This is a genomic window from Moorena sp. SIO4G3 (assembly GCF_010692305.1).
Lineage (GTDB): Bacteria > Cyanobacteriota > Cyanobacteriia > Cyanobacteriales > Coleofasciculaceae > Moorena > Moorena producens_A.
In genome coordinates this window covers 1-26,942 of record NZ_JAAHIG010000097.1, presented here as the reverse complement: position 1 = coordinate 26,942, position 26,942 = coordinate 1, and the positions used below count along the sequence as shown (strand labels likewise).

Annotated in this window: 24 protein-coding genes and 1 pseudogene; 19 read left to right on the top strand and 6 right to left on the bottom strand. The window is 44.0% G+C overall.

The features are described from left to right. From F6J99_RS18525 to F6J99_RS18510, 4 genes are all read left to right on the top strand, one after another. A partial coding sequence (locus F6J99_RS18525) for a hypothetical protein (RefSeq protein ID WP_293114175.1) occupies nt 1-1,176 on the top strand: 1,176 nt, incomplete at its 5' end. A gap of 496 nt (nt 1,177-1,672) precedes the next feature. Further along, a complete protein-coding gene (locus F6J99_RS18520) occupies nt 1,673-1,921 on the top strand; it encodes a UPF0175 family protein (protein ID WP_070391283.1) in 249 nt (82 codons plus the stop codon). A gap of 447 nt (nt 1,922-2,368) precedes the next feature. Then, a complete protein-coding gene (locus tag F6J99_RS18515; RefSeq protein ID WP_293114174.1) occupies nt 2,369-3,244 on the top strand; it encodes a CinA family protein in 876 nt (291 codons plus the stop codon). Nucleotides 3,245-3,372: 128 nt separating this feature from the next. Continuing rightward, complete coding sequence (locus tag F6J99_RS18510) at nt 3,373-4,647, top strand: glycosyltransferase (RefSeq protein WP_293114173.1); 1,275 nt, start codon at nt 3,373-3,375, stop codon at nt 4,645-4,647. A 139-nt stretch (nt 4,648-4,786) separates the two neighbouring features. Here F6J99_RS18510 and F6J99_RS18505 read toward each other — a convergent pair whose 3' ends face one another. From F6J99_RS18505 to F6J99_RS18495, 3 genes and pseudogenes are all read right to left on the bottom strand, one after another. Beyond that, nucleotides 4,787-5,083, bottom strand: coding sequence for a hypothetical protein (locus tag F6J99_RS18505; RefSeq protein ID WP_293114172.1), 297 nt, complete (start codon nt 5,081-5,083; stop codon nt 4,787-4,789). Next, a complete protein-coding gene (locus F6J99_RS18500; protein WP_293114171.1) occupies nt 5,070-5,405 on the bottom strand; it encodes a XisI protein in 336 nt (111 codons plus the stop codon). The genes F6J99_RS18505 and F6J99_RS18500 overlap by 14 nt, the downstream gene beginning before the upstream one ends. Further along, nucleotides 5,393-5,860: pseudogene (locus tag F6J99_RS18495) on the bottom strand (XisH family protein). The gene F6J99_RS18500 and the pseudogene F6J99_RS18495 overlap by 13 nt, the downstream one beginning before the upstream one ends. A gap of 431 nt (nt 5,861-6,291) precedes the next feature. Here F6J99_RS18495 and F6J99_RS18490 point away from each other — a divergent pair. The 3 genes from F6J99_RS18490 to F6J99_RS18480 all read left to right on the top strand — a co-directional run bounded on the left by F6J99_RS18490 (nt 6,292) and on the right by F6J99_RS18480 (nt 7,653). Next, the gene (locus F6J99_RS18490; protein WP_293114170.1) at nt 6,292-6,645 is read left to right on the top strand and encodes a DUF433 domain-containing protein; all 354 of its coding nucleotides are present in this window, start codon (nt 6,292-6,294) and stop codon (nt 6,643-6,645) included. Further along, nucleotides 6,645-7,007, top strand: coding sequence for a DUF5615 family PIN-like protein (locus F6J99_RS18485; protein WP_293114169.1), 363 nt, complete (start codon nt 6,645-6,647; stop codon nt 7,005-7,007). Before F6J99_RS18490 ends, F6J99_RS18485 begins: the two co-directional genes overlap by 1 nt. A gap of 136 nt (nt 7,008-7,143) precedes the next feature. After that, complete coding sequence (locus F6J99_RS18480; protein WP_293114168.1) at nt 7,144-7,653, top strand: DUF29 family protein; 510 nt, start codon at nt 7,144-7,146, stop codon at nt 7,651-7,653. A 123-nt stretch (nt 7,654-7,776) separates the two neighbouring features. Here F6J99_RS18480 and F6J99_RS18475 read toward each other — a convergent pair whose 3' ends face one another. Then, complete coding sequence (locus tag F6J99_RS18475) at nt 7,777-7,995, bottom strand: hypothetical protein (RefSeq protein WP_293114167.1); 219 nt, start codon at nt 7,993-7,995, stop codon at nt 7,777-7,779. Nucleotides 7,996-8,551: 556 nt separating this feature from the next. Between F6J99_RS18475 and F6J99_RS18470 the strand changes: the two genes are divergently transcribed. Further along, complete coding sequence (locus F6J99_RS18470; protein ID WP_008190258.1) at nt 8,552-8,839, top strand: DUF433 domain-containing protein; 288 nt, start codon at nt 8,552-8,554, stop codon at nt 8,837-8,839. Nucleotides 8,840-9,038: 199 nt separating this feature from the next. On the opposite strand, the gene F6J99_RS18465 is transcribed toward F6J99_RS18470, so the two are convergent. Further along, complete coding sequence (locus F6J99_RS18465; protein ID WP_293114166.1) at nt 9,039-10,508, bottom strand: putative Ig domain-containing protein; 1,470 nt, start codon at nt 10,506-10,508, stop codon at nt 9,039-9,041. 613 nt (nt 10,509-11,121) lie between these two features. Here F6J99_RS18465 and F6J99_RS18460 point away from each other — a divergent pair. Next, complete coding sequence (locus F6J99_RS18460) at nt 11,122-15,081, top strand: filamentous hemagglutinin N-terminal domain-containing protein (protein WP_293114165.1); 3,960 nt, start codon at nt 11,122-11,124, stop codon at nt 15,079-15,081. A 6-nt stretch (nt 15,082-15,087) separates the two neighbouring features. Here the strand turns inward: F6J99_RS18460 and F6J99_RS18455 are convergent, their stop codons facing one another. Then, complete coding sequence (locus tag F6J99_RS18455) at nt 15,088-15,231, bottom strand: hypothetical protein (protein WP_293114164.1); 144 nt, start codon at nt 15,229-15,231, stop codon at nt 15,088-15,090. Between the two features lie 87 nt (nt 15,232-15,318). Here F6J99_RS18455 and F6J99_RS18450 point away from each other — a divergent pair, with 87 nt between their 5' ends. The 10 genes from F6J99_RS18450 to F6J99_RS18405 all read left to right on the top strand — a co-directional run bounded on the left by F6J99_RS18450 (nt 15,319) and on the right by F6J99_RS18405 (nt 26,713). After that, a complete protein-coding gene (locus F6J99_RS18450; RefSeq protein WP_293114163.1) occupies nt 15,319-15,480 on the top strand; it encodes a hypothetical protein in 162 nt (53 codons plus the stop codon). A gap of 171 nt (nt 15,481-15,651) precedes the next feature. Further along, nucleotides 15,652-15,801, top strand: a complete 150-nt coding sequence (locus F6J99_RS18445; RefSeq protein ID WP_293114162.1) for a hypothetical protein — start codon at nt 15,652-15,654, stop codon at nt 15,799-15,801. Between the two features lie 459 nt (nt 15,802-16,260). Further along, entirely contained in the window at nt 16,261-16,989 is a 729-nt protein-coding gene (locus F6J99_RS18440) for a lasso peptide biosynthesis B2 protein (protein ID WP_293114161.1), read from the top strand. Nucleotides 16,990-17,007: 18 nt separating this feature from the next. Beyond that, a complete protein-coding gene (locus F6J99_RS18435) occupies nt 17,008-18,924 on the top strand; it encodes an asparagine synthase-related protein (protein ID WP_293114160.1) in 1,917 nt (638 codons plus the stop codon). A gap of 209 nt (nt 18,925-19,133) precedes the next feature. Beyond that, the gene (locus tag F6J99_RS18430; protein WP_293114159.1) at nt 19,134-20,042 is read left to right on the top strand and encodes an ABC transporter ATP-binding protein; all 909 of its coding nucleotides are present in this window, start codon (nt 19,134-19,136) and stop codon (nt 20,040-20,042) included. A gap of 7 nt (nt 20,043-20,049) precedes the next feature. Further along, the gene (locus F6J99_RS18425; RefSeq protein ID WP_293114158.1) at nt 20,050-20,823 is read left to right on the top strand and encodes an ABC transporter permease; all 774 of its coding nucleotides are present in this window, start codon (nt 20,050-20,052) and stop codon (nt 20,821-20,823) included. 215 nt (nt 20,824-21,038) lie between these two features. Next, nucleotides 21,039-21,899 carry a vitamin K epoxide reductase family protein gene (locus tag F6J99_RS18420; protein ID WP_293114157.1) on the top strand — a complete coding sequence of 287 codons (861 nt, stop codon included), beginning with the start codon at nt 21,039-21,041 and terminating at the stop codon, nt 21,897-21,899. A 697-nt stretch (nt 21,900-22,596) separates the two neighbouring features. Then, nucleotides 22,597-23,697, top strand: a complete 1,101-nt coding sequence (locus F6J99_RS18415; protein ID WP_293114176.1) for an RNA-guided endonuclease TnpB family protein — start codon at nt 22,597-22,599, stop codon at nt 23,695-23,697. 218 nt (nt 23,698-23,915) lie between these two features. Continuing rightward, a complete protein-coding gene (locus F6J99_RS18410; RefSeq protein ID WP_293114156.1) occupies nt 23,916-25,424 on the top strand; it encodes a biotin/lipoyl-binding protein in 1,509 nt (502 codons plus the stop codon). Nucleotides 25,425-25,441: 17 nt separating this feature from the next. After that, nucleotides 25,442-26,713: an ABC transporter permease gene (locus F6J99_RS18405; RefSeq protein WP_293114155.1), complete on the top strand. Its 1,272-nt coding sequence runs from the start codon at nt 25,442-25,444 to the stop codon at nt 26,711-26,713. Nucleotides 26,714-26,942 lie beyond the last annotated feature (229 nt).

Sequence of the window (26,942 nt, the reverse complement as noted above, 5' to 3'; positions counted from 1 at the left end):
TCCCCTTTAGTGGAGTACACTGATGGTGATGGATTGAGTCAACTGCTCAAACAGTTGTTAGTAAGAGACTCGGAGCTAGGGCGATATCTACGGCATACTCTCAAGGGACTGTATGCCTCTTTGGAATCAGCCCGTGCAGAAGCTATAGAAAATTCAGAAGAAGCTACCCTTTGTGGTCAGCTATCCGAACTACTAAATCAGCTTTTAGAAGAGAATACTTATAACGATAAGATCTCTAACAAAGAGACTTCGAAGAATACAAATTCGGAAAATTTAACTGATTTAAAAAAACCAGGATTAATTCTCCAAGATTTCTGTGATGACTTCTTCACAGATAAGAAACTTGACCCTTATATTGGTGATTCAAAACCTCGAAGCACTAATGACTCAGACTTATGGGACGAAATTCAAAAGCTTTTACTGCGTGTTCCAGGGTCTATGGCTCAAAAGTGGCAAAATAAAGCTCTGCAGTCAGCTAAAAAAATCAACGCAAAGGAAGATGATAGGAACAACAACAAACTTCCTTTTTCAGAAAATCAACTTCTCTATCCTGGTTTAACAGGAACAGTTAAGGCTAAAGGGTTGTGTTTATCAACTGAAGCTTCCTTATACTCAGAAATTAACGATAAAACTCTAGATGGCGATCTGAAATTTCTTGCCCAGATCGTATCTATCTGCATAGATTTTATTCAAAACGACCCCTCCCTACATCATTGCCTGAAAAGTATTAAATTTTTTGGTATAACCCGTTTTAATTCCAAGCATAGAGAGGATTATATTAAAACCTTGATACTTTTTTTCAAAAAAGTCAAAGACCATGAACAAGATCCGATTAAATCCTTAAAGGCAAGGCTGGACTTAGACGAGGCGATTAACTCATTAGTATATCAGCCTTTAGCTGACCCAAATTCCTGGTGGTGTAATTTGCAGAAAGACGCAAGAAAAACCCTTGACAAAGCAGTGGAAAGAGTTAATAGTCTGGATGGTTATACAGCAGGATGTCAATGGCTTTTAGGTGTTCGAGATGATATTATTAAATATACAGAGAACAAAGATGACGTAATCGATAAATTACAGGTTAGAGGTACTCCTGGCAAAGTCTTAGCTTGCTTGCGTGTTTACGCTTGGATTAATGAAGAAAAAATGCCTGGTCGAGTAATCTTTTACCCAAAATAGCTTATCCTTTGTCTGACCAAGGCAAGGTACTCCTTGAAGTGTGGAATTCCATAACTCCTGAAAAAAACTGACTTAACCTAAAAATCCGCCCATCCCAACTCATTCTTGACCTGCTTAAATCCCAGAAGTGTTGAATGTTTTAAACGTTCAACACTTCTGATTACACCCATGGAGCAGTCTTGATTGATCTTTACGTTGACCCCGCCTATCGCTGTGGAAGCTTAGGTGCAGCGTTGATTTGTGCGATCGCAAACGAAATGACCTGCATAAACTGGACAGTTATGGGAGGGCTAGGGTGTGTCTTCAAACTCGGAGATCCCCCTAAATCCCCCTTAAAAAAGGGGGACTTTGACTATGGCTCCCCCCTTTTTTAAGGGGGATCTAAATCTTGCGGAAAACTTTGAAAACACGCCCTAGTACCAGTTAGCTGAAATCTAGTAAAAACAGAACGTTTTTGAGCTACCCTTAAAAATACGATTGATAAAACAATTCTGTGATGAGTATCGTTATTTCAGACGCAATCCTACAAGCATCCCAGCTTACCCCAAGTGAGTTTCGCTCCCGAATTGCATTACACTTGTTCCAAACAGGTCGCCTAACACTAAACTATGCCAGCCGACTGGCCCACATGGAACCCAACGAGTTTCGCCAATTTCTTAAGCAGCGCAAAATTCCGCTTTACTCCTACGATGTTGAAGACTTTGAACTTGACTTGAAAAATTTGCGGGAGTTAGGAAGGTTGTGATTGTTATTAGCGATACATCGGCAATCACAAATTTGGCAGCGATTCAACACTTACAGCTTCTGCCTCAACTTTATAATCAAATCACGGCATCCCGATCAGCGTAAAACACATTTTTGAAACCTTGTCAAACTTCGGAATAACGTTTTTGATCCGAAGATCGGATTATTGTTAAACTGTTGTGCATTTAAATTAAATATTATTCAGTTATAAAAAAACGTCAAACCCTCTCCCCCTACTCCCTACTCCCTACTCCCTACTCCCTACTCCCTTGCTGTCAAAACCATTAAATTTAAATAAAAACCAGCTAATCCAAGCCAATCATTGATAGTGTAATCAGAGTCAATTTAACTATCGTTTGGAGAAAGACAGTCAAAAATGCGGAAAAATAAGGTTTTGATGGTACTGGTCTCGCTCATCCTACCCTTTCTGCTTGGGGTCCAACTAGCAATGGCTGATACCAGCGACTCAGCTCAAACCTGCTTACGAGGGTTACTGTACATAGACAACGGTTGCAGTACAGTAGATTATATGTCCATTGATTACACTCCTCTGATGAATGAAAAAGCTGAAAGCTTTTTGAAAGAAATTAAGGCACGGCAGCTTAATGTTGTCACAGCGGAGTCTCTGACCAGTGGCATGATTATTTCCACAATCGTCAACATTCCCCTCTATGGTTCCTACACCTACGGTGGATTTTCCACCTATGATAGTGATGCTAAGCGCAAGATGCTTGGGGTCAAAAAAGGCGATGTTTATACAGAAACCACAGCTCGACAAATGGCTGCTGGTGCTTTGAAAAATAGTCGGGCGATGGTCTCTATTGCAGTTACCGGAAACGCCGGACCGGTTGACAAAAATAAATTGGAAGACCTCGGTGTTGTCAACGCAGCGGTTTCTATTCGCACCACCTCTGAGAGCCAAGACAGTGAGATCCACGAGCAGCCCATTGTCTTCAATACCAGGCACCGGCGCATGGCACTTTGCGATGGTGATGGATTGCCAATGACTGAAGTTGTTTGCCAACAATATCGTTCCGAAGCTGAGGCCGACCCTAAGGGCTATGTATCAGCTCCAACCTTGTCCATGACCCGGAAATTGATTCGGCAAAATGTGGTGATTGAAGCTTTGGAACTGGCGAAACAACACCTCCAAAACTTTGTCTGTACCAGCGACGGGGATAATGTGACTTGTAAAACTCTCGACTCCATGTGTCAAGAACCCTATGATGGCCGTTACATCAGGTACGGTGAACCAACTTGGGTGATCAAGGAGCACATCGAGCGTTGTCCAGTGGGTATGGTAAAGAGAAGACGGAAAAGGTAACAGGAAAGACGGAGCAGGAACTAGGGAGTAGGCAACAGGGAACAAAAATTATTACAATTGATTCAGGTAACCTTATTCCCAGATCCGCTGTTTCCTGTTCCCAACTTCAGCAAAGAAGTCTGTGACCTATGCATGTATTTATCCAAACACTAGGTTCCCGTGGCGATGTCCAGCCCTATGTGGCATTGGGCAAAGGTTTAAAAGCAGCAGGACATACCGTCACAGTCTGTACCAGTGCCAGTTTTGAATTATTCATCAGGGAGCATGGCTTAAGTTATGGCTATATGACCGATGAGATGATGAAGTTGATGAATTCAGATCAAGGTCGCGATGCCATGGAAAATACGACCAACCTCTGGGAAATCATCAAACTCACTCGCAAGTTATCTAAACAAGTTGCTCCCATGCAACGGATGATGCTTAAGGATACTTGGAATTCCGCACAACAAGCCAACCCTGATCTGATCATCTTCCACCCCAAAACCTATGGGGGCCCTCATTTCGCCGAAAAATTGGGCATTCCCGTGATCATGGCTGTTCCCTTGCCGATGCTGGTGCCTACCGCTGAATTTCCTAACATGGGCTTCCCGAAATGGCCTTTAGGGGGCTGGTATAACAAACTGACCTATCGCTTCGTCAATCGATTAATGGAGTTTTCAGCAGGCAAACCTGTCAAAAGGTGGCGAGCTGACCATGATTTGCCACCCCAACCCGGCAATTTTAATATTCTGCGTACCACTACCGGTGAACAGATTCCGGTTTTATATTGTTACAGTAAGTTTGTGTCCGATGAAGCTACGGATTGGCCTGAGAGTGTGGTGGCAACAGGCTACTGGTTTCTAGACCAACAAGATACATGGCAACCACCGGCTGAGTTACAGAATTTCCTTGATGCTGGCAATCCTCCGGTTTATGTCGGTTTTGGCAGTATGGCTGGACGAGATCCCCAGCGGCTGACGGAAATTGTGATTGAAGGGTTACAGCAAGCGAATGTGCGGGGGATTATTGCTACCGGTTGGGGTGGCTTGGCTGTGGCTGACTTGCCCGATAGCATTTTCAAAATTGACAGCGCTCCCCACGATTGGCTTTTCCCCCGTATGGCGGCAGTGGTGCATCATGGTGGGGCTGGCACAACCGCTGCTGGCTTACGGGCAGGTCGTCCTACCATCATTTGTCCCTTTTTTGGGGACCAACCCTTTTGGGGCGACCGTGTTCATGCCCTTGGTGTGGGCAGTAAACCGATTCCCCAAAAGACATTGACTGCCGAGAAGCTGGCTACTGCTATCCACGAAGTGACGACAAACCAGACTATTCGGCAAAATGCTGAAGCCTTGGGCAAACAAATCCGCGATGAAGATGGCATTGCTAATGCGATCGCTATTATTGAATCTCGATTGGGTTAGGATTTTAGGGAGTCGGGAGTCGGGAGTCGGGAGTCGGGAGTCGGGAACAGGAACCAGGGAGTAGGGAGTAGGGAGTAGGGAGTAGGGAAGAAAGAAGAGGGAATTGTTAATGGGATGGGTGGGTTATGAACGCACCCTACTACTGACTTCTTACTTGAATAACTATGGGATGCGATCGCATCAAGTTGCGGACTGACTGGTTAGCGCTGATGCGATCGCACTTTTTTGAGAATTGTCTTATTCCTCGGTTTATAGCGTTTATCGCAGTTATGAGGTACAGTCTTCTTTGACTTTGATTCCCTGTCTTGATCCAGCGCATCGCTATTCCCTGTTCCCTGTTCCCTGTTCCCTGTTCCCTGTTCCCTAAAATCCAGAAATTGTGTACCTCATAGCTATGATAATTGCTATATTTGTGATTTGGGTTATGCGATCGCATATCCAGTATGTTGACGTAAATGGGGAGGATGAAACGCAAGGACAATATGATCCTTTGGCACACCCGCCGCCACTAGTTCATCGGTAATGCCCTCTTCGATGCCATCATAATGAATCCAGAGTTTGCTCTGACGAATCTCAACATGGGTGACAACCCCATGGACTCTTTTTTTGCCCTTCCATCCTTCGTTAAACAGTAGGAAATGAGTACGCTCGGCATCAATAATGACATACTGCTTAATATCACCATAACTGTATGGGATAGCCGCATAGTCTTTGAGAATTTTTTCGACGGTATCTTGGTATAATTTTACGCTATCCATTGTAAAATATCCTGGATATTTGCTTCAAAAACAATCACTCTTAAATTCTTTTTACGAAGCACCCTTTGACCAATCTCTTCTGAAAAAAATTCATTGAAGATGAGATCGCTGATCGCAAGGTATAACTGACGCTCCGGATCTTCGTCTCTCTTGGTGCGCGTTCCCTAGGTCGGGAAACCCGACCGGGGTCGCACCGCTTCTAGGATTAGAGAGTAGAGTTCATATTGTCCCAGTGCCTTTTCTAATTCACTAACGGGAGATGGAGCCAAGAAACTTTTAATTTCTACTGCAATTTTACGTCCCTGTTTTTCGGCTCCTAATAATTGCTGGGCACCCAGATCGATATAAATATAACGCCTACCTACTTCAATTTTGAGCGGATCATCAGTAATGCTCCATCCATCTTTGATTAAAGCGGTTTTAACAGTGTCATGGTATATATCTTTGGCGGGCATAGCACAAGCCATGGGTGATTCGATACGAGCGATACTCAACTCAAATTATAGCGCTTCAGACTCGGCTTTGACTTCTGGATTTTCCAGAACTTGGGAGCGAACATCATCCCAGTTAATTGTCTTTGCACTCATTAGTTTCTTGTTGAAACAACCGTAAGCTATCAGCTATCAGCTATTAGCTATTAGCTTTTGAATAAAATAAGTAAGCATTACCGGCTCCTACTCCAGTCCAATTTCATGATCAAAAGAATGGTAACATAGTATTATATAAGTCTAGCGGTTTCTAGCCTAATCAGGTACACAATATTTTTCCCCAGAACCGCTGTTCCCAGATCCGCTGTTCCCAGATCCGCTGTTCCCTACTCCCTACTCCCTACTCCCTACTCCCTACTCCCTACTCCCTACTCCCTCAATTAAAAACTATTATACTAATGCAATTAGAAGATTACTTTGATTTTTTAGCACCCGATGATATTCGCATTAAAGGAACACGCATTGGGATAGAACATATTCTCTATCAATATATCCATCGTGCCCAGACACCAGAAGCCATTGCAGAACGCTATAGGACGGTAACACTAGAACAGGTTTATGCCACTATTTTATACTATTTACACAACCAAGTTTCCGTAAGCGCTTATATTGCTGACTGGTTGGAGTGGAGTCATCAAATGCGCGAGCAACAGCGTAAAAATCCTCCTCATTTTATTGAAAAACTCCGAAAGTTTAAAGCTGAAAAAGATGCTGCATATCAAAACCAGACTAAAACAATAGAGGCTAGTTAATGACAATTAACTATCTACTGGATGAACATATTCCGTTAAGTTATCGCACACAGATTTTGCGACGCTATCCTCAATTAAAAGTCTGGGCGATTGGCGACCCGAATACACCACCCAAAGGTACTTCTGACCCAGATATTCTCAGATGGTGTGAGGATAATGGCTTTATTCTTGTCACTAATAACCGTAAAACTATGCCTGTTCATTTAAAAGACCATCTGGCAGCAGGTCTTCATGTGCCAGGGATATTCATCATCAATGAGGACATGAGTATGGGTCAAATTATGGAGGAATTAATAATTATTGCTGAAGCCTCAATAGAGGATGAATATCAAGACCAAATTAGTTTTATGCCTCTACTTTAGAATTTGATCACATTAGTTTGATCAAACGTACCTCTTCTGAATTAACTGCTCCCTACTCCCTGCTCCCTACTCCCTACTCCCTACTCCCTGTTCCCTGTTCCCTTTGCTATTTATAGAATTAGTCGATAAAAAATTGATGACACAAGAACTTATAGACCTCAAAACTAGCATTGTAGAAGGACGATACGCAGATGCTTTAGCAATTGTCGATGAATTAGAAGGGATGAGTAAACAGGCAATTTTGCGTAATATTGATTCGTTCCTAGTCAGGCTATTTATCCACTTAATTAAAAATCAAGTTGAGCAGCGTTTAACCAATTCTTGGGCAGCTTCAATTGCTAGTTCAATTCTGGAAATTAAAAAGCTTAATCTTAAAGATAATAAGACATCCTATTATATTAAACCTGATCAATGGGAGGCAAGATTAGAGGAAGCACTAGAAGCAGCGATCGCTCCTGCTAGTCTCGAAGTTTTCAATGGAGAGTTAAGGCGGTCTCAAGTTTCCCAGAGACTAGATAAACCACAGCTGATTTTGAGTGCAAATAGTTTACTTAGTTTGACTTACCGCTATTCAGCTAAAGAACTACCAGCAGTTTTAGATGATCATTTAACTGAATTACCAGGTGGCGAAGAGTGGGGGAGATAATTGAGGATATAAGGTATTTTTATGGTAAATAACTAGTCTGAAAGAGGGCACAGCGGATCTGGGAACAGGGAAAAGTGGGAAGAGGCCGCATTCATAACATTTTGTTAGTTGAATATCATAATTTTACTTGTACAGTAGAGAGGTGTAGGGTGCCTTAGGGAAGAGACTCTCATTGTCCGCCTCGTAGCCAGCGTTGGTACAGCCCGAAATGAAACGGGCAAGATGCCCATTCCACCAAGATGCCTGTTCCACCAAGATGCCCATTCCACCAAGATGCCCATTCCACCAAGATGCCCGTTCCACCAAGATGCCCATTCCACCCACCGGGTCAAACTGAAGCACTGCCGAAGCGACATCAAGTAAATTAAGATTACTATAGTATTTCGATTTGAGATGTGAACAAATAATCCAAAGGTTTAGGAAATATAAAACTCCGGATAGTTAAGAGCAGTAAGGAATACATATTTTTTTATTTTATTAAAAATCACAATCTAGTTTTACAACTAATTTATACACTTAAAAATAAGTCCAAATACTCATTACAAAATAAAAATAAATATGATAAAAATATAACTACTAATACGAATAGCTTAGGAGTTTGCTGTAGTGATTGGCCGTAGGCCACGCTACGGGAACGCATCATCACTACCCAAACCAAATCCCAAAACCAGATAACCAAACAGTGAACTAAGAAAACGCGATGTTCCTTTGGAACCGCTTCGCGTACGCGCTGTTGCTGAATCAAGCTATGAACGAACAATAGAATTAGCTTGTGCTAACGTCAGCTGACCGCTGACCGCTGACCGCTGTTCGCCTAGCGTGCGCGAAGCGCATATGCTTACCTGAAATCTTATTGGTAAATTAGACATAGCACTGGTTTCCCAAAGCAAAGAGCCTTATGACTGCTAAAACGATCTCGCGCTACGTTACTCGTAATCCGGAAATTTTGAACGGAGAACCAATCATCATCGGCACTCGGACATCTGTGCGTGCTATTGTTGGTTTATGGCGCTTGGGTATTATGCCAGAAGAAATTCTAAACCATCTAACTCATTTGACTCTGGCGCAAGTATTTGATGCCTTAAGTTTCTATCTTGACAATCAGGGGGAGATTAATGAATACATTGAGCCAAACCAAGTCCCTGATGAATTGGTGCATCCATCTGTAAAGTCTATTTTAGGTTGATCGTGAACTAAAAAAACGCGATGTTCCTTTGGAACCGCTTCGCCATCGCGCTGTTGATCAATCAAGCTATTAACTAAAAATAGAATTAGCTGGTGCCAAGGGAGTCAGTACTTAATTTCCTGACTCCCATAACCGCTGACGGCTGACCGCTGACCGCTGACCGCTGATCGCTGACCGCTGACCGCTGACTGCTTAAGCTCTACAACAAACCAATGATGCTAATAGTGAATGTGCTCTTATCAAAATAGTCGCTATTGCCAGGTGCCAGGGCAAAGTCAACTACCGAGCCTTTTTGCACTGTGCTGGATACACTGAAATCAACCCCAACACCATCCTTGCCATCGATTGCGTCAGACCAGATTTTAGTACCATCAACAAAGATATAGGCAATCACACCATCGCTGGCAGTACGAAGGTCTTTCTTGGCCAGGTGACCCTTGAACGTAACTTCCCCCTCAATGTCACTAACCCAGCGACGAACTCCCCACTGCTCAACCCTTTGCCGTCTACCGCTGGTTCTCGGACCGTTGGGATGAGCAATAGTGTTAGATAGCTCAGTCCAGTATTTTCCTTGCTTCACTTTCCAGGACCCCTTAGTGTATTGCTCCATTTCATGGAAATCAGCACTGGTCAGGGAACCATCGTAGTAACCGTAGAACCAGTTATGCTCTCCTTGAGTATCAGAAAAATCCTCCACTGAATTGGCTATTTCAGTAGGCACGGGAACATGGTTAACCTGAATTTCAAAGGCATTGCTGACGGTTTTGCATAGCTCGTCAGACGCTGTTACAGTAATTGTAGTTGTGCCAATGTCATCGCTACTGGGAGTACCACTGAAGGTAGTGCCATCAAAATTTAACCAGCTCGGTATGGTTGCACTAAAGCTCAGACTATCTCCATCGCGATCGCTAAATGTTGCTTCCCCAATTGTCAGGGTAAAAGGCTCATTCTCGTTAATGCTTTGAGCGCCAATGGGATTAGCCACCACAGGGGCAGAATTATTTGGGGCTTCATAGACGTAGAGAGATCCACAGGTTTCCCAGCGAACTTCATCGAGACTGGAACGGTCTTTGTTGGTATTTGTGAACCAATCGCCATTAATCTTTAAATAATCCAAATCTGTCAGGACTTGCATTATCTCTAAATTCGTCGCTGCTTCATTGCTGTCGGTTTTTATCCATCCACCCTCTGCATTAAGGGGTATGGTGTAGGGAGTCCATTGGTCTATAGTGGGCGTCGATACATGGTTCTGTAGTTCCAAACCACCACCACTTATGGTTAAACCATTTATTAAACTGTTATTTAAACTATTGATATCCTCGGTAATCTCATCGCTATTTTCCAAATTAACCTCAACAGCAAACCTGAGGTTTCCATTGAAAAAACTGGATTTGTCACCAAGAAACTTCTCGGGAGCAACGTAATCGTAGGGTCCATCACCGACTTGATCATCATTACGAATGTAGCCACCAGTGATGAATCCACAGATTCTAGACTGTTCGGGGTCAAATGCTTGATCATTGACGTCAACAACGCTCCAAGCCTCTGTGCCAGTATCAAAGTGACTGACCGGCTCGATTATGCTTTCAATCGCCTGAGCTGGCTGTGGAATCATGAGCATAGCACCAGACAATAGTGCCGCCCACAGAAAAATACGGATTTTTTTCATCGAAAATTTCGCAGCAGAATACACCACTTACACCCTGAGGGTGAGAGTTAGGACGGAGCTTTCAAGGTGTGAACCCCCTCTTAGCCCACTCAGCCCCTTTCCGCTGCACCTCCAACTAATGGTTTACAAATTAATCCGGTACTACGGTTAAGTAGCCCTGTTGTTTTTTGCTGTAAGTAACTCCATGGTTCCCTTTGCGGAAACCGTAGCTAAAGTATGGTGAAAGGCTATGCAGATATTAAATTTTGCCCAAATTCTAATTTTATAGGAGTTTAGGCTTTTTAGATATTTTTTTTGATTTAAAAGCTCGTATATCTTGATAGATAAGGGTTTCAGTAATTATCAATTCCCTTTACTGCTTCCGTTATTGATAATATATCTTGTTTATTGGTTGATTCCTACCCGCACCTCACAGACCGTTGAATGGAGTATAGACAAAGCTGATCCCCACCGCATTAGTCTCCCTTAGCTCTACTGCGCTGTGATGGTAGCAAGTGAAAATTGCTAGAAGACCGTCGCGCTTTGGGATTAGGATCTTCAACCCAAAGACTATGTCCTAAACTATACTCCCCTTGCTATAGTATAAATTTCCAGATCAGGGGAGGAATGAGCAGTGAAGGGTATTTACTGGTTAGCACTTTTTGGTATAACTTCGGTTCAGGGATTCTTCATTAACCCATCTTTGGCTCAGAGTAATATCATTCCTGACAATTCCCTTGGGGCTGAATCTTCCCAAGTTATCGAAAACTTTCAAGGATTACCTGTAGAAGTGATTTGGGGTGGAGCTGAGCGAGGAATTAACCTGTTCCACAGCTTTCGGGAATTTAATGTCAGCGAGGGCAGAGGGGCGTATTTTTCCAGTCCAAATCCAGAAATCCAGAATATTTTGGCGCGAGTGACGGGAAATAACCGTTCTGATATTTTGGGAACCCTGGGGACTTTTGGCAGTTCCCAAGCAAATTTATTTCTCATTAATCCCAATGGGATTGTGTTTGGTAGCAATGCCAGTTTGGATGTGGGAGGTTCCTTTGTAGCAACGACAGCCGATGGGATTGCCTTTGGTGAGCAGGGTTTGTTTAGTGCAACGGAACCTGAAGGAAGTAATTTACTTTCCGTTAACCCCTCTGCATTGTTTTTTAATGCTGTCAACAGTCAAGGGCAAATCGTTAACCGTTCCAGAGCAACAAGTACGGTATTGGAAACTCCTGTCAATGGACTAAGTGTCAATGGACTAAGTGTTGTTACTGGTAAGAGTCTGCTGTTAGTAGGTAACGATGTGCCCTTGGAAGGTGGGATTTTACAGGCTCCTAGTGGGCGAGTTGAAATAGGAGGCTTGGCGGAAACGGGAACAGTTGGGTTAAATGTGGATGAAAATAATCTGCAATTGAGTTACCCAGTTAACGTAGCAAGAGCAAATGTAGTGCTTGATAATGGCGCTGCAATTAATGTTAATGGCGATCGCGCTGGCAATATTCGCCTAGAAGGTAATAGGGTTAGTCTCAGCGGAGCTTCAAGTATTGATTCAAGGACTGTAAATCAAGATAGTGGTGAGATTGTTATCCGTGCTGAGAAATTAGAGCTGGCCGGAAACTCTCGTGTTGCTTCTACTACTTCTGGTACAGGAAAAACTGGAGATATTACAATTGATACTGGTAGCTTTACAGCTCAAGAAAATTCTTTTATTTTCACTAGTTCTATTCTTGCATCAGGAAGAACAGGGAATATTAGCTTAAAAGCTAAGGATTCTGTGAATATATTCAATCGTGCTGGAATATCTAATGAGATGGGAATAGGAGATGAAAAAGAAATAAAAATTGGCGGCAATATTTCGATTGAAACTAAATACTTAAATCTCCAAAATAGTACTATACTTGTTAGTACTTTTTCAGAGCAAAAAAATGCAGTATTAATAATAATTAAAGCAACTAATTCTGTAAATTTAAATAACAGTTTAATGGCTGTAAATGCTGTAGATTTAAATAACAGTATGAGCACATCATCCTTCGGTGCTGGAACTGGAGGCTCTATTTTTATTGAGACAAAAAAATTGAATATTGAAAATGGCTCAGCTATATTGAAAAATGGTTTTAATCCTTTTTTACTTCCTTTAATTAGTACAACTAATTCCGAAAATGTCGGGAAAGCTAATTCAGGTGATTTAACAATTATTGCTTCTGAATCCGTCAAAATCACTGGAGAATCAGTCAATGGTATTCGCAGCGCTTTATACACAATAAACTTAGGTGGAGGAGATGCTGGAAATTTAACAATTGACACCGGGCGCTTAGTTGTTAAAGATGGGGGAGTTGTATCCGTTCAGACTCTTTCAAACAGCCAGGGCAAGGGAGGAAAATTAACTGTTATTGCTCGGGATTCTGTGGAAATTAGTGGCACCAGCACCAATGAACAAGTTAGTAGTGGTTTGTTGGCTTCGACTGGAGGAACTGGTGATGGTGGGGAAATTAAAGTCACAACCGATAAGTTAATTGTCCGTGATGGGGCAAGAATATCAGCAACTACCAACAATCAGGGCAAAGGGGGCAGTTTAACAATAACAGCCCCTAATTCTGTGGAAATTAGTGGCACCAGCACAAATGAAAAATCTATCAGTGGTTTGTTTGCTTTTACTGGAGGAACTGGTGATGCTGGGGAAATTCAAGTCACAACAGATAAATTAATTGTCCGTGATGGGGCAGTAATATTAGCGAGTACCAACAATCAGGGCAAAGGGGGCAGTTTAACAATAACAGCTTCTGATTTTGTGGAAATTAGTGGTAGTTCAGCAAACAGTTTATTTGTCAGTGGCTTAGTAACAGATACATTTGGTGCAGGAGATGCTGGAAATTTAACAATTGACACCGGGCGGTTAGTTGTCAAAGATGGGGGATTTGTATCCGTTGCCACTTTTTCAAACAGCCAGGGCAAGGGGGGAAAATTAACTGTTATTGCTCGGGATTCTGTGGAAATTAGTGGCACCAGCACAAATGAACAAGTTAGTAGTAGTTTGTTGGCTGCGACTTTAGGAACTGGTGATGGTGGAGAAATTCAAGTCACAACCGATAAGTTAATTGTCCGTGATGGGGCAGAAATATCAGCGACTACCAACAATCAGGGCAAAGGGGGCAGTTTAACAATAACAGCTTCTGATTTTGTGGAAATTAGTGGTAGTTCAGCAAACAGTTTATTTGTCACTGGCTTAGGAACTGATACATTTGGTGCAGGAGATGCTGGAAATTTAACAATTGACACCGGGCGGTTAGTTATCAAAGATGGGGGAGTTGTATCCGTTGGCACTGGTCTAAACAGCGAGGGCAAGGGAGGAAACCTAACTGTTATTGCTCGGGATTCTGTGGAAATTAGTGGCACCACCACCAATGAACAATTTATCAGTGCTTTGTTTGCTGCGACTAACGGAACTGGTGATGGTGGGGCAATTCAAGTCACAACCGATAAGTTAATTGTCCGTGATGGGGCAGCCATATCAGCGACTACCAACAATCAGGGCAAAGGGGGCAGTTTAACAGTCACAGCTTCGGATTTTGTGGAAATTAGTGGTAGTTCAGGCTTAGCAACTGCTACTTTGGGTGCAGGAGATGCTGGAAATTTAACAATTGACACCGGGCGGTTAGTTATCAAAGATGGGGGAGTTGTATCCGTTGGGACTCTTCCAAACAGCCAGGGCAAGGGGGGAAACTTAACTGTTATTGCTCGGGATTCTGTGGAAATTAGTGGCACCACCACCAATGAACAATCTATCAGTAGTTTGTTTGCTGCGACTTTAGGAACTGGTGATGGAGGTACAATTAATCTTCGGGCAAATTCCCTCTCTGTTAACAATAACGCTCGCATCTCTGCCCAAAGTGAAGGAACAGGTAAAGCAGGGGATATTACCATCAATACAAATCAAGGCTTCCATGCCAATAATGGTCAAGTCATTACCACAGCCCAACAAGCAGGGGGAGGTAAGATCACCATCACCTCTAAAAACATCCACCTTTTCGGTGACAGCGACATCCGTACCAACGTCTTCACTGGTGACGGTGGTGGTGGTAACATCAAACTCACCGCCAACTCCATTATTGCTTTTGATGACAGCGATATCCTAGCATTTGCTCGTGATGGTAAAGGTGGTGACATCAACCTTAAAACCCCAGCCTTCTTTGGTGAAAATTACCAACCCGCTCCCAAAGGCACAGACCCCGCTACCCTTGATGGTAATAACCGTGTCGATATTAATGCCAGTGGTGCCGTATCTGGAGTGATCACCTTACCTGACACTACCTTTATTCAAAATAGCCTGACGGAGTTACAGCAAAACCCCATTGATACTAACGCCCTGATCTTGACTAGTTGCATTGCCCGCAGTAATAAGGTTGAAGGCACTTTTGTGATTACAGGTTCCGGAGGCTTACCCAACCGTCCAGGAGATCCATATGTTTCACCCTATCCCACCGGAACGGTACAAGGTGTAACACCTCATACCTCTTCTTGGAAAAAAGGCGACCCAATTATGGAACCAACAGGAGTGTATCCCCTCGAAGATGGACAGTTGGTGATGAGTCGAGAGTGTTGATAAAATCTAGCGGTTTTCAATTATGTGAGGTACAGAATCCTGGGTTTTAGGGAACAGGGAACAGGGAACAGGGAACAGGGAACAGGGAACAGGGAAGATAAAAGAGGGAACAGACAAAAGGTAACACGGAAAAAATCCTGTGTACCTCATTAGGCTAAAAAGCGCTAGAGGAATTCTGAAAGACGTAGAACCCCGATTTTTTTAAAATTCGGGGTTATTCTAGCGTTTTTCATAGTTATGAAGTACACAAGATTTTTTCCCACTCCCTCTCTCCCCGCGCCCGAACAACCCACTCCCTGTTCCCTGCTCCCTGCTCCCTGCTCCCTGTTCCCTGCTCCCTGCTCCCTGCTCCCTGCTCCCTGCTCCCTAAAATCCAAAAATTGTGTACCTCACTCCTGATCAGAATTGCAATACAGTTTTCTGTATATTTGAATTCATAAAAGGTGAATGAATTACCTAGAAATTGGCTTTAATCTGTGAAGTATCAGGAACGGTTAGTCAATTGTCAAATGCCAATTTACCAATTGTAACTGATAACAACTAACTAATGTCAACAATAGGAAAGTAACCATGAAAGGACACAATCTAGCATCCACCAATACCTCCGGCTATCGTGCCCCTGAACTGTACGATCTCGGCAACATTGATAAAGTGCAGCGCTATTGGTTTGGAATTTACTTCGACTACATTTACTGGTTGTGCTTCAGATACTGCCGGTAAGGAACCCATCAGCTACTAATGTAGAGTATTGAAACCATCAACGCTCCTAAATCAAAGTAGCTGTTAAGGAATGACACCAAAATAAGTTGAGCAAATTAGTTCCTATATATCCGATTATATCCTATCTAGTCCGGATAGGAGGCTCAACTTATTAAATTGCCGTTCCTAAATTGTCAGCAAATCAAGAAAACAGGCAGATTGAGGTGCGACCCTAGGCCGGGTTCCTCGGCCTAGGAGGCGCGCACCTTTATAAATTCTCTCAAACTGCCTGTTTCCCTAAAAGATATGACCATATAGCACTACGCATTAAGGTGTTTGACATTAATAAAAGCTGAAAAAGGTGCGCTTTTGCAGTAAACTTTTGCCTCTTGCCTCTTGCCTTTTGCCTTGGGCGTAGCGCTATAAACTTAATCTTCCCTTGGTCTAGTCAATTACTCAGAAATCATCAGGATAAGGGATATGACCAAATTAGCCCTACAGGAATTCGTCCCTACCGTAATTACTGAAACAAACGGACTCTATCGTCTCCAAAAGGATGTAATTTTAGTTCTTCAAGATGGGGTTGCACGAGTATTGGGTCTCAATCGCGGCAGGTTTTATGGACTGGATGCCATCGGTACCAAGATGTTAATGCTTGTCCTTGAGCAAAGTCCAGAAATGGCGGCACGTTGCCTAGCTAGTGAATATGGAGTCCTAGAAAGCCAGGTGCTTGCGGATGTAAACAAGCTTTTGGAGGATTTGGAACGTCAGCAACTACTTGTGTGTCAACTCCCCCAATCCTACCAGTCTGTACCACCATCTCGTTTTACCACTTCCTTGCTGCTAACCGTTGCATGGATTAGCATTCGGACTTTGGGTTGGACGAGAACTATCAAGTTATGGCGACGTTGGCAACCTTCCATAGCACCCAATACCCCCCCTGAAAATTGGGAGAAAGCACTGGCAGGAGTTGATGCTGTAGTGCGGTCAGCGGCAGCAAAACACATGTTACTGCCAATGGCGTGCAAAGAGCGAGCCCTTGTGGGTTGGCAAATCCTCAGGACAACTTTCGGTCTGCCAGCAGAACTGGTAATTGGCATCAGTTTGTATCCTTTCGAGGGACATGCTTGGGTAGAGTGTGGCTCAGAGATTGTGACCGATGACCAATTGCACTGCCAGATGTTTACCCCAGTGGCACGGTATAGCTGAACTATTAAGGAGAAAGTGATGAGAGTAGGATTCGATGTTTTTACTGGTTTGGATACTGGTTTGGATGGGGATGTGGAGTTTCGGGTATTTCCATCTAAGCGAGACCATGTAATGCGATCGCCTTTAGTAACCTTTGCCCGCAATTATCAATCAAGGACTGCCGCTGTACTGATGGGGCACTTGTGTTATCAAGATGAACTTCTCGCCAAGTTACCCCAGTCCATCACTCAAAACTGTACATCAGACGCAGCAATTGCCCTAGCAGTGTATAGTCATTTCGGTCGCCAAGGTCTAGAACAATTAGAGGGAGAGTTTTCCCTGGTGGTGTGGGATGGGGAATTACAACGGCTGTTCGCCCTGCGTGACCCCCTTGGTTGCTGGCAGTTATTCTGGCTCAAGGCAGGAACAACCCTAGCTCTTAGCACTAGTATCCTACCCCTGCTGGATTTGCTCCCCAATAAGCCCTTCAACCTTGACTTTCTCGCCCAATTTCTGATGTTGCCCTCTCCTGCTGTCGAGCTACCAACAGAGGAAACAGCATTCACGGGCATCAACCGTGTACTTCCTGGCACAATACTGACAATTACGGCTACCGGAAAGGTAGAAAGCTACCGTTGGTGGGATTGGGCAGCAAAACAACACCACAACAACAGCCTTACCCTAGAGTCAGCAGGGGAACACTACGCCCATCTGTTGCGGCAAGCGGTTAAACAACGAATGGAGCGAGGGCAAATTGCCGCCCACCTATCCGGGGGAATGGATTCTTCCAGTGTAGTTTGTCTCGCCCGGGATTGGATGTTGTCTGGGGTAGGCAAACCCCAGTTAGACACCCTAACAGCAGTGTACAAACGTCCTAGCTTGGCTGGTGAGCGAGCATACGCCGAGATGGTGCTAGAACAAGGTGGACCGATTGTCCCTCACTTCCTTGATGCTGACGACGCCCTGGTCTTTCGCTGGTTCAATGATGACATCCCTTACCATGACGAACCCTATGCAGGTCTATCCCACCTAGCCATGGAAAAGCTTTTAGTGGAAGCTGCCCATAAACTGGGAGCGGATACGATTTTAACCGGTATGGGAGCTGATGAACTGCTGGTAGGAACATACCTGAGTATGGCGAGTCAGTTGCGCCAAGGTCAATGGTTAGCAGCATTTTCCGAGGCCCAACGCATGGCACAGGGTAATAACCAGAGTATCTGGTCCATCCTTTATCAATTCTGCATTGGGCCTGCTTTGCCGATGCTGATGCTGGGGACTATTGGCACCTGGTGGCGGGGTGGGTTTGGACGCTGGCCCAAGGTCGGAAAATTTGCCATTCCTCCCTGGATATTGCCCGAATTTGCCCAGGGTACTAAAATGCAGACCATTGGCAGACAAAATGCTCAAAGACTATACGGTGGTTCCGCTGAATTATCTGTGGATTTGTGGTCTCTCCAAGCCTCCGTAGGTGATTGGTCTCAATGGTATCTCGCAGCACCACAAGGTATGCACAACTCCCATCCTTTTCTTGATTCTCGCGTGCTGAGTTTCTGCCTAGAGTTGCCCACAGCCCTCAGAGAAATCCCTGGTATGCCCAAGCCAGTTCTGCAAACAGCTATGCGGGGAATACTGCCAGAACCAATTCGCACCAGACGTGACAAAGCTACATTTAACGATATCTATTGGCTTGGTTTGTCTAAACATTTACCCTGTTTAGAATTCATGGTGCGTAATTCCCCCAGCCAAGAATTAGGCATATTTGATGCCCAGCAACTGATTCACGCTATGCGCCAGGCTGCCGTTGGCATTGGAAATATGGAAGCTATCTATCACATTAACACGACATTGGCACTCATCGCTTGGTTCGACAAAATGATGGCAGCACAGCATCAATCTCTAGAAGCACCAACGGAAGTACACCAGCTACATCGGCAAGTCGAAAAAATTACTTGTTAGTATAGCGCTACGTGCAAGGGCAAGAGGCAAGAGGCAAGAGGCAAGAGGCAAAAGTTCACTAAAAAAGCTTTTATCAATGTCCTCACCTTAATGGGTATTGCTATATCATGTTCCGTTCAATCGTTACTATTCAATCTCACCTATTAAACCTGCAGCGGCTACTCCCAGGGTAGTTGCACTAGATGGAAAGAGTCAGCAAAATTACAGCCATGACCACACTAGAAGCTTATAACCTCCAAAAACACTACCGACAGCGGGGAAAGATCGTTGCAGCAGTACGTGGGCTATCCTTAACCATTGAACCAGGGGAAGTCTTGGCTTTTCTTGGTTCCAATGGGGCTGGTAAGACGACCTCCATTAAAATGATTGCGGGTTTAATTCGACCTGATCGGGGTTCGGTAAAAATAGCTGGTCGTGATCCCCATCGCCATCCCCAAGCACGGCGGCTGGTGGGTGCGGTTCTTGAAGGTAACCGCAACCTCTATTGGCGTTTGACTCCTGAGGAAAACCTGGAATATTTCGGAGTCTTAAGAGGCTTGAGCCAAAAAATCGCCCATCGTCAGGGTTTGGCGTTATTAGACAGATTTGGTCTGTTGTCCAAACGTCACACTCCTGTACAAGGACTATCCCGGGGGATGCAACAGAAATTAGCGATCGCTGTTGCTTTGGTTCATCAACCCCGATTACTGCTCCTAGATGAGCCCACTTTAGGGTTAGACGTAGAAGCCAGCCAGCGGGTCAAAACAATAGTTCGAGAAATGGCACAAGCAGGCTGCGCCATTCTACTTACAACCCATCAACTCAATGTGGCCCAAGAAATTGCTGACCGGGTCGCCATTATTCAACAAGGTCAAATCATTGCTCTGGAACCAACTCGCCAGATTATCCAGCGGTTTTCTGGGTCCACCTATGCGATCGCAATTGAAGGCTGCTTAGACCAGTTACGACTCCGCAAACTGGAGGCATTAGGTGGCGTGGTACAAAAGGGAGAAATTCTTTACCCTGGCACACCAGAAGGTCTTTATCAAGTATTGCAAATCCTCAATCCTTTGCCTTTGGTGCAAGTCAAAAAGGATGAAGCTGATTTAACAAAAGTATTCTTAAAACTAGTGGGATAGAAAAGCCATGCTGCAATTGCTCCGGGCTGAATTCAAGCGTACTTGGACTGAGTTTATCCGCTATCCAGTTGAAGCATTTTCCTCCGTCGCCGTCACAACATTCATTTTTTATGGAATGTTTATCAGCGTTCGCTTTGTTGCTGGGCCCCAACTAAGTGTTGGTAATCGAATTGATACCATTGTCGTCGGTTACGTGCTTTGGGTTTTAGTCTTATCTGTTGTTAATGATATTGCCATTACTTTACAAATAGAAGCCCAAACTGGAACCCTAGAACAGGTTTTCCTTTCATCCTTCAGTGCTGCCAAAGTTTTTTTAGCTAGAACTGTCGTTAGTCTGGCCTTACGTCTTATCTTAAATGTCAGTCTATTGCTGCTGATCACTCTCGTAACTGGAACCCGTCTCAGCTTTCCTCCCAGTTTACTCTTACCTCTGTGTACCTTGTTACTAGGAGCCTACGGTCTTTCCTTCTTGATGGGTGCTTTGGCCTTAGTGTTCAAGCGTGTCGAGCAAGTATTAGGACTTTTCCAGTTTACGTTCTTGTTTTTGCTGGCCGTGCCTACAGAAACATGGCTGAGCCGATTCCAAGGGTTAAGACTATTGTTACCAATGACAATGGGTGCAGATGGACTGCGCCAAGTGATGGTAAGCAATCAAAGTTTAGATATCTCGGAGTTTGCCCTTGCCTTACTCAATGGCATAGTCTATTTTTCCTTAGGGTTACTGGTTTTTCAATGGGCGGAACGCCAAGCTAAGCAACACGGAATATTAAGCGGATATTAATTATACCTCTTGCATAAGTCTGATCAACCTTGCTGAAGACAAGGCAAAAGGCATGCATGGCTATTGGCAAAAGGAATAGATTTTGATTTCATATTTATTTTTGTAAGAGGTCTATTCTCTACTCTAGCATTGACAAATGAATTTCAAAAAAGGATGACAGGTTTTTTCATTACCAAAAATCTCTATATAGTTGATTAACTCTTGCCTCTTGCCTCTTGCCTCTTGCCTTTACAAAGCACAAGTATTTTCACAACTCAAATATAAATGTTATCTCTACTTCCGATGGAATTGTTATGAAACACCAACCTTTTCTACACTGGATGCATCGCTGGTCTCGCCCTCTGATCGCAGGAATAGCCTCTTTGGGTGCTGTAGCAACTGCCTATCCCAAAATTATTCAATTAACACAAAATAATTCTACTTGTAGTCCCAGCGGTTGCAATCTACCTCCCACCAGTGCCGATGCTGCTATCTTGAGTTCACCCATCACCTTATTAGGCTTGATCGCTTGCATTAGTATGGTGGTTTTCGCCGTCGCTCCCCTGCTTGTGAATTCAAAAGCACATAAACAGTTCCGCACTCGCTTAGAAAAGTGGACAATCGTGTTACTAGCAGTTGGTGGGACCTTAATGCTAATTGTCAGCAGTTACCTGTTATATACGACACTGTTTGAATTCAACGAAAACTGTAGCTTTTGTATTATGTCTACTTTATTGTCAGCGAGCTTGTTTATTCTCGCCTTGAGCGCTGGTGGTTGGCAGAAATTGAGACAACAACTGCTCACGGCGACCATGGTGGTGATACTGTTGCTGCTTGGGGTACTGGGTCTTTATACCCTGGGGAATATCAGTCGCTCTGCCAGCGAGATAAACTATACTATAACCAGCTCTTCTAGTGAAGCACACATGGCTCTAGCAGAGCATTTGCAAAAACTAGAAGCGAAAATGTATGGTGCATTTTGGTGCGATCATTGCAATCAGCAAAAAGAAATGTTTGGTCAAGGTGCTTGGAGCCAAATTAATTACATTGAGTGTTGGGATACCATGGCTCCAAAGCTTACCCCAAGCCATTTTTAGCCTGATTGTCACCCCTGAAGGTTATGCCATCATAATGACCAGCTGCTGAAAAGGTACCCTCAAGGGTACTGCCAAGCCGGGTTAGATCATTCTATAAATAAATGTATTAATTGAAATTCATTACAGTAAAAGGTAAAACCCATGCCTTACAAATACTAGAATCCCTGTGTCTTCCAAGTTCCGATCAAATTGGGAGTAAGTAGTCGGACAAAAGTTTTGGGTGCTGTATAAAGTTTTGTAAATATTGACCAAACCTTTTGGTGTAAAGGTTACAAGGATTTTACAGTTTTTGAGACAGTACTGTTTATTTATGTCCGACTACTTAGATTAAAGTGGCAGAACAGATGAACTATGTACTATCAGAGCAAGCTAAAACCCATGAGGGGGCTATAGCTTTACTACAAATGCTCTGCATCAGTGACATGCTCCCGGTAAAAACTCTCGCCCAGACCTCTGCAAGGCCGCCAAGATTAAAGGCTTTCCCACTTGGGAGAAAAAACTTAGTTGGCATTTTACGGTACAACACGCTACTATAAGTAGGTTGTCAAGGTAACTCAGCTGAGCAAGTACATTAAACCCCAAAGAAGCCGCTAAGTTGCTAGGGGTTAACGTCAGGACTTTAGCTAGATCGGAAAAGCCAGGAATTATCCAAGGGATTAAAACACCATCTCGACAACGGAGACAAGAATTGTCCGGAATTATGCTCAGAGCCTTCAAAACCAAGTTAAAATTGAATAACAAACAGAAAACCTTGATGGCTCAACACGCCGGTTATTCAAGATGGATTTGGAATTGGGCGCTCCGGATTTGGAACGAGGCTGATAAAGAGGGCCTAAAACTTTCGACTAACAAGCTCAAAAAATTCTACACCAATCATGTTAAGCCTCAATATCCGTGGCAATCTACTCTAAGTTCAAGGGTTTATCAATTCGCCTTTATGTACTTAGGGGAAGCGTTCAAACGATTTTTTCAAGGTACGTCTCAACATCCTAAGTTCAAGAAAAAAGGTAGAAATGATAGCTTTACTCTTGATAACTGCGGAAGGATAATGGAGTTTTCAGGAACTCGATTAAAACTTCCCTTTATTGGATGGGTCAGTACATACGAACCTTTACCGGAAATCCAGACTAAGAGAGTCACAATCACTCGAGTAGCTGATTCTTGGTATCTGTGTGTAGCCTACGAGTTTGAACCTGAACAAACCGTAAAATCTAGAGAATATCTGGGTGTTGATGTTGGGGTTAAAGTTCTTGCCACTTGTTCAGATGGAACGGTTTTTGAAAACCCAAGAGCTTATAAAAAAGCTAAGAAAAAATTAGCTCGACTTCAACGAGAATTATCTAGAAGAAAGATAGGTTCTAAAAACAGATATAAAACTCAACTGAAGCTAGCAAAAGCTCATCAAAGGGTCGCTAACATCCGGAAAGATGCAATCCATAAACTAACCTCCTGGCTAGGCAAGAACCACGCAGTCATTGGGTTAGAAGATTTGAATGTTTCCGGCCTGTTGAAAAACCACAAGCTGGCGGGTGCAATCGCTGATTCTGCATTCTATGAGATTCGTCGTCAACTCGAATATAAATCCGAGTGGTACAGTTCAGAATTAGTGTTTGCAGATAGGTTCTATCCATCAACTAAAACCTGTTCAAGCTGTGGCCATGTTCAACAAATGCCACTCAAAGAACGAGTTTTTGACTGTGAGGGTTGCGATTACATCGCTGATCGTGATCTCAACGCAAGTCTCAATTTAGAACGCTTAGCCGAGGGCTTCTCGGTGATCGCCTGTGTTAGTAAGTAGTGCCGACACCTTACCCAACCCAGCTATCTGGAGGAAGCAGGAAGTGAACTTCATTACGACGCTTGATGTCGTTTTGTATCCGTTTTACAGAGCAGATTAACGGTCAGTTGTATTTAAGGAAACAATCATTGCAGACGTTAGCCGATTTATCTGGTTACAAAGGTTCCCATAACTTTCAGAATTATTCTAGTAAAGCAGTGCCAGAACAGGAGTAAATCATGGCTTTTCAGGCAAACCAGCCATTGGCAGATTTCAATTTTGGTAAAAATAGGTTAGCTAAATGGCTGCTAAGACTACTCCTTTTGTGCCTCGTATTTGGAGGAGGCTATGCAGCTTATCGCCAGCGGGTTGCCCTGCCAAATCAACAAGCAAAAACCCAAACGCAAACTGTATCGGTAGAAAAACTGAACCTAGCGGTCACAGTTTCTGCTAATGGCGTCATTGAGCCCGAACGTGCGATTAATCTTAGCCCCAAAACTACAGGATTGCTGAAAACTCTGTTAGTCAAGGAAGGCGATCGCGTACAAAAAGGGCAAATTCTTGCCTATATGGATGACTCCAATCTCACCGGGCAATTAACTCAGGCAGAAGGACAACTAGCTGAGAGACAAGCAAATCTGCAAAAGTTGCTGGCTGGCAATCGTCCAGAAGATATTGCCCAAGCTCGGGCACAACTGGCTGAGGCACAAGCAAATTTGGAAAAGTTGCTGGCTGGCAATCGTCCAGAAGATATTGCTCAGGGCTTGGCACGATTAGAAAAAGCACAAGCAAATCTGCAACAAGCTGAAGATGACCTCCAGCGCAAGCAGGAATTAGCAACGGCTGGTGCTATTTCTGTGGAAGATTTTAATCAAGTCCGGACGGCCCGTGATACAGCCGAAGCAGGGGTAAACGAAGCCCAGCAAGCTTTGCTACTCCTAAAAGCAGGGGCACGGCCAGAAGACATTGCTCAAGCCCGGGCTAGAGTGATGCAAAGACAAGAAAGTTTGAAACTAGCCCAAGCAGGGGCACGCCCAGAAGACATTGCCCAAGCCCGGGCTAGAGTGATGCAAGCCGAGGGGGCTGTGCAAAATGCCAAGGCGCAGATAGCAGATACGGTAATTCGCGCTCCTTTCACTGGCATTGTTGCTAGGAAGTATGCCGATCCAGGTGCCTTTGTCAGCCCGACTACCGCAGGTAGTTCTGTCTTATCCGCTACCTCTTCTTCAATTTTGTCCCTAGCTTCTAGTAACCAGGTAGTAACGGCATACGTAGCAGAAAGTAATATTTCCAAAATCCGCTTGGGACAAGACGTCACCATTACTGTTGATGCTTACCCAGGAAAAACCTTTACCGGACAGGTGGCACAAATTGCTGCCCAGGCAGTTATAGAACAGAATGTTACCAGCTTTGAGGTTAAGGTGGCCATTGTCTCGGATTCAGAACAACTTCTGCGTTCTGGGATGAATGTCCATCTGGAGTTCAAAGTAGGCACACTCTTAAATGCTTTGGTGGTACCGACAGTGGCAATTGTCCGCCAGGAGAATGCTACGGGTGTGTTTGTAGCAGGAGAAAATAATCAAGCTATCTTCACTCCCATAGTGACTGGCGTTACTGCTAATTACAAAACAGAAGTCAAATCAGGTTTGCAGGGAACCGAAAGAGTGTTTATAAATTTCCCAGAAGGGTTCCGACCGCAATCTATGACCCCACCTCCTTTTCCCGGTTCACGTTCACGTTCACGTTAATTACAAGGTGTGCAAAAATGGCTACACCAGTTCAGATTCGCTTTAGTACAGCATCCACTGTAGAAGTCTTAGTCATGGCGCTGGAGGCTTTGTGGAGTAACAGATTACGCACAGGGCTGACCATGCTGGGTGTCATTATTGGGATTGCCTCGGTAATTGCTATTACTTCCCTTGGTCAGGGAGTGCAAAAGGCAACCGAGCAGCAATTACAGGGTTTGGGTACAAATGTCATGCTGGTGTTCCCTGATACTCCCAGAAATAGTCGCATCAATCTAGGTAGTACTGGTAGGGGAACACGTTTAAATTGGGAGGATGCACGGGCAATTAAAGAACAGGTGACTACGGCTAGTGCGGTGTCTGCATTCTTGCAAAAGCCTAATGTTTCCGTAGTCTATGGTGGCAAGAATATATTAACTACTGTCATCGGTACGGATTTGAGTTACCCGGAGGTCAAGAACATCTATCCCCAGTCGGGGCAATTTTTTAATCAGGATGATTTGCTCTCTAGTAAATCAGTGGTTGTTCTTGGTTCTAAATTACGGGAACAACTGTTTGAACCGGGGGCAAATGCAATTGGTGCCAATATCCGCATTCAGGGAGAGCGTTACATCGTTATTGGTGTTATGGAACCTAAGGGTGCGGTAGGAAGAATAGACCAAGATAATCAAATATATATTCCCTTGACGACTATGTCGGCGCGACTTATTGGTAATAATGCCCTAGCCGGGATTGCCATCAATGGGTTGTGGTTGAAAGCCTCTGATCAGTCGAGTTTAAGTGCAGCTCAATTTCAAGTTACCAATCTCTTGCGCTTGCGCCATAATATTTATCCACCCCAAGCCGATAATTTTAGAATCATTAACCAAACAGACATGATCAATACCTTAAATAATGTGGTGGGTTTATTTACGGTGATGGTGGGAGCAGTTGCTGGAATTTCTTTAGTTGTTGGCGGCATTGGTATTGCCAATATTATGTTAGCTTCTGTTGTGGAACGAAGGCGAGAAATTGGCATTCGTAAAGCACTAGGAGCTACCAAATCAGCAATTCTCAAGCAATTTTTAGCAGAAGCTGTCGTGGTTTCTGGTGTGGGGGGAGTGATTGGCATGGGATTCGGAATAGCCTTGGCTTTCAGTGCAGCCACTATTTTACAATTTCCGTTTGTGCTTTCTCTGTGGTCAGTCATTTCTAGTTTTGGACTGTCTTGTATTGTGGGATTACTGGCTGGGGTAATACCTGCAAATAATGCCGCGAAATTAGACCCAATCGTTGCTTTACGGACTGATTAATACGGTGCATCTCAATGCATGCTGTTTGATCCGGTGGTGCGTTACGGGACGGGCCGTCCCAACCAGGCGCTCAGAGGCGGAAAATGATGGCTAGCCCGTCCCTAACACACCCTACGCAACTACTCCCTGTTCCCTGTTCCCTGTTCCCTGTTCCCTTTGCTAAAAAAATAGGATGAAAAACTATGATTTGGATGGAAGCGATTACTAAGATTTATGATATGGGGGAAGA

Coding starts and splice junctions, on each gene's coding strand:
- F6J99_RS18520 (WP_070391283.1), top strand. CDS start 1,673: ATGAGTATCGTTATTTCAGACGCAATCCTACAAGCATCCCAGCTTACC.
- F6J99_RS18515 (WP_293114174.1), top strand. CDS start 2,369: ATGGCTGATACCAGCGACTCAGCTCAAACCTGCTTACGAGGGTTACTG.
- F6J99_RS18510 (WP_293114173.1), top strand. CDS start 3,373: ATGCATGTATTTATCCAAACACTAGGTTCCCGTGGCGATGTCCAGCCC.
- F6J99_RS18505 (WP_293114172.1), bottom strand. CDS start 5,083: ATGCGATCGCATAACCCAAATCACAAATATAGCAATTATCATAGCTAT.
- F6J99_RS18500 (WP_293114171.1), bottom strand. CDS start 5,405: ATGGATAGCGTAAAATTATACCAAGATACCGTCGAAAAAATTCTCAAA.
- F6J99_RS18490 (WP_293114170.1), top strand. CDS start 6,292: ATGCAATTAGAAGATTACTTTGATTTTTTAGCACCCGATGATATTCGC.
- F6J99_RS18485 (WP_293114169.1), top strand. CDS start 6,645: ATGACAATTAACTATCTACTGGATGAACATATTCCGTTAAGTTATCGC.
- F6J99_RS18480 (WP_293114168.1), top strand. CDS start 7,144: ATGACACAAGAACTTATAGACCTCAAAACTAGCATTGTAGAAGGACGA.
- F6J99_RS18470 (WP_008190258.1), top strand. CDS start 8,552: ATGACTGCTAAAACGATCTCGCGCTACGTTACTCGTAATCCGGAAATT.
- F6J99_RS18465 (WP_293114166.1), bottom strand. CDS start 10,508: ATGAAAAAAATCCGTATTTTTCTGTGGGCGGCACTATTGTCTGGTGCT.
- F6J99_RS18455 (WP_293114164.1), bottom strand. CDS start 15,231: ATGAGGTACACAGGATTTTTTCCGTGTTACCTTTTGTCTGTTCCCTCT.
- F6J99_RS18450 (WP_293114163.1), top strand. CDS start 15,319: ATGAAGTACACAAGATTTTTTCCCACTCCCTCTCTCCCCGCGCCCGAA.
- F6J99_RS18445 (WP_293114162.1), top strand. CDS start 15,652: ATGAAAGGACACAATCTAGCATCCACCAATACCTCCGGCTATCGTGCC.
- F6J99_RS18440 (WP_293114161.1), top strand. CDS start 16,261: ATGACCAAATTAGCCCTACAGGAATTCGTCCCTACCGTAATTACTGAA.
- F6J99_RS18435 (WP_293114160.1), top strand. CDS start 17,008: ATGAGAGTAGGATTCGATGTTTTTACTGGTTTGGATACTGGTTTGGAT.
- F6J99_RS18430 (WP_293114159.1), top strand. CDS start 19,134: ATGACCACACTAGAAGCTTATAACCTCCAAAAACACTACCGACAGCGG.
- F6J99_RS18425 (WP_293114158.1), top strand. CDS start 20,050: ATGCTGCAATTGCTCCGGGCTGAATTCAAGCGTACTTGGACTGAGTTT.
- F6J99_RS18410 (WP_293114156.1), top strand. CDS start 23,916: ATGGCTTTTCAGGCAAACCAGCCATTGGCAGATTTCAATTTTGGTAAA.
- F6J99_RS18405 (WP_293114155.1), top strand. CDS start 25,442: ATGGCTACACCAGTTCAGATTCGCTTTAGTACAGCATCCACTGTAGAA.